Origin of the sequence: uncultured Veillonella sp. (genome assembly GCF_905209685.1) — a bacterium.
Taxonomy (GTDB): Bacteria; Bacillota; Negativicutes; order Veillonellales; family Veillonellaceae; genus Veillonella.
Genome location: NZ_CAJLUB010000172.1, coordinates 1 through 2,839, shown reverse-complemented (window position 1 = coordinate 2,839; position 2,839 = coordinate 1). Strand labels below are relative to the sequence as shown.

The following is a 2,839-nucleotide window of genomic DNA, read 5'->3' as shown; positions in this document are numbered from 1 at the left end:
CCATCGTTTCTTTTGTCATACCATAACCGGTACCAAATAATACTAACACAGGGCGCCCCTCATTTTCAAGATGTTCACGCATCCGTGCATAGGAAATTGTATTATCATAGGTACGTGCATCTGTTGTCGCCACAATAGGTTTCATACCTTCTAGGTCTTCAATCATTCGCACTGCTACTGCAATAGAGTTAACCAACTCCACGCCGGTGAAAGCATCCTTACGATCTGGATTGTATGTAGAACCAAATCCAGATTTCCAATGTTCCATGATGGTGCGCACCAACTCACGCTGAGCAGGTATATTGTGAATCACAAAATATTTAGATACATCATAGGTAATAGATGCTCGTGCAATATCGTGAATATCATAATTTGTAATGGCCGTCGTAATGACCTCTTTATGCTTGTTCATAATTGGATAATGAACAAGTCCAATATATAAATTAGCCAAAGCCTTAAATCTCCACAACAATAAAAATACAAAATAAAATTAATCGATTAAAAGCGGTACAAAATAAGCTTCAGTACCGGCAATCTCTTCTGGAGAAAAACGACAACCGACTGCAGAAGCTTGATCGCCAAGCATAAAGCAAGATAATGTCAAACAGCCTTCTTTCGTACCACTATCTACGGTATGAGTAAAGTGTTTCTGCTTAATAAAGTCCTGATACATAACCTTTTTACTGTCCCGACAAACTATATCATCATAGTTATCTACAAATTTCTCCATGTATAGTTCAGCTTGATTTCCACGTTTTTGAACAACCTGAATATTTCGCCCTTCACGGCCCCAAATTTCCTTTTGAATATAAAGTCCATCATCAAGGTTCGGGAAATCACTTTCAAAATAGGACGGCGTCAAATAGCGCTCGATAATATCTCGCTCAGGGGCAGTAAAAAATTGGTTTGTTAAGTATAGAGCATACACTAAGGACATAAACGATTTATTCTGTAAAATAATCGCCTCTGGTGGATTAAATAGATTAAAGCGGTATTCATTATACAAATCTAAAAACATTTCACCTAGTGGTTCACCATCTGCTGTAGTTTCATCAATCAATAGTTCCATGGGATGTAAACGATACAGATTGGCTACATGACCACCGTCAGATAATAGAATACCCTCATCATCAATGACCATATCATAAAAGGATAGGAATCGAACATCTGCTTCTGGGCATGCTGATTTCATAGCCTGTAAGAGAAACTGTGTAGTTCCATAGTCCTCTAAATAATCATGAAAGCACCCGAAAACAAAGGGTTCTGTTTCATTATCCGTCATCATATTATGTTGTTTATTAGTCACACTATATTTTTTACGAGATGTTCCTTCATATACGCGTTTCAAAAAACGTTCAAGTTCATTATAAGCATCTATATTAGGATCTACTTTATCGAAATATCGTGCCGCTACACCATTAGCATAATAACTTTCAATTAGAAAGCAGGGTGTATCCGCATTAATCTCGACCATGCGCAATTGTCCTCTATCATCAAGGACAAAGTCAAATCGAGATAACCATGTAGGTAAGCCCAATGGATTCCCACGATGTAAATAGGGAATCAAATTTTCGGGCATATCCATATTGAGAGCAAACTCATCAGGTGCCTGTTGAAATACCTTAGCGGCTTTACAAAATATTTGAAATAACATGCGCGACGCATGTCGAATTTCATCATAAAAACCAGCCGGAAAAGATTGTGTAGAAAGCGCAGGATACCGATCATCATAGCCTTCATAATCTACAAAGGGCAATATATCCGTATCAAGTTCATCTATATACGATTTCATAATATCGGCCTCCATTAGGAACTACTAGAACGTACACCTGCACTACCAAAACCAGACTTTTGACCTATAGAAGAGGCTTTTTGACTTCTACGCTTCTCATAGTCTTTATACGTACGTCGTCCTAAAGAACTATGCGTATTTGAACCTGTTGTTGTATATACATTAGGCTCCTCATAGGGTTTTAAAGGGGCTGCCACACGATAGGTCATAGTTCGTCCATCCATACGCGCTGTAGGTGGATTAAATCCATGAAAAATATAGTAGCCTGCTGCAATACTAGGTAACAGCCCCGCTAAACCAGCGTCCCATACTAAATTTCCACTAGTGTCGCGGTGAAAGGTAACAGACCGGTTATCATCATATAAAGCTGTTTCTTTACCATCTCCATGGTTTAATAGAGAATAACGATTACCTTGATTATCCTTTAATCGAACTTCCCCGTCATTTGCTTCAGGATAAATTTTATCACATACAACATAAGCAATGTCATTCCAGTATGAATACACACCAACGAGGCCCGCTACAGCGGCAAAAGCACTCGTTATGTATAGAGTTTTCTTACTTGGCTTATACATAGGACACTCCCTTAGTGCACAGCACCACTAACAACGAGAGCAAGACCTACAAAGATACCAAATACGAGGATACCTGCTGCAGTATTACCACGCATAATCTCTTCAGATAAATTATATTTTCGATGCCATAAATTAATAAACATATAGCCTGTTACAAACAATATAATGCCTAAAATAGCATATACGATACTGGCCACCACACCATGCAATAAAGATGTATCAGCAGTAGTCACTACAGGAGACATGATGACAGCGCGCAAAATTTCACCAATACCGATAAATGAACCCGCTGAGAGCCATGCTACAGCACAGTTACCACGTTTAATTTCTTCGCTGAATTTGCCGGGTACAAAGAAATCAATAACAGTATTAGCTGTTAACATTAAGAAAATTCCAAAACAAGCATAAAAAATCGTTAATAATACATCTGGTATATAAATCATAATAAGCCTCCTAATAATATAATTTTGTA

4 protein-coding genes are annotated in these 2,839 nt (G+C 38.0%); all 4 read right to left on the bottom strand.

The annotated features are described in order from the left end of the window. Positions 1-451: RNA methyltransferase (locus tag QZ055_RS09020; protein ID WP_295826363.1), on the bottom strand; the 451-nt coding region annotated here is incomplete at its 3' end. Positions 452-490: 39 nt separating this feature from the next. Continuing rightward, positions 491-1,792 (bottom strand): glutathionylspermidine synthase family protein, encoded by a 1,302-nt coding sequence (locus tag QZ055_RS09015; RefSeq protein ID WP_295826359.1) that lies wholly within the window; start codon positions 1,790-1,792, stop codon positions 491-493. A 14-nt stretch (positions 1,793-1,806) separates the two neighbouring features. Next, positions 1,807-2,367 (bottom strand): hypothetical protein, encoded by a 561-nt coding sequence (locus QZ055_RS09010; protein WP_005387344.1) that lies wholly within the window; start codon positions 2,365-2,367, stop codon positions 1,807-1,809. Between the two features lie 11 nt (positions 2,368-2,378). Next, entirely contained in the window at positions 2,379-2,810 is a 432-nt protein-coding gene (locus tag QZ055_RS09005) for a DUF350 domain-containing protein (protein WP_004695577.1), read from the bottom strand. Positions 2,811-2,839: the final 29 nt, after the last annotated feature.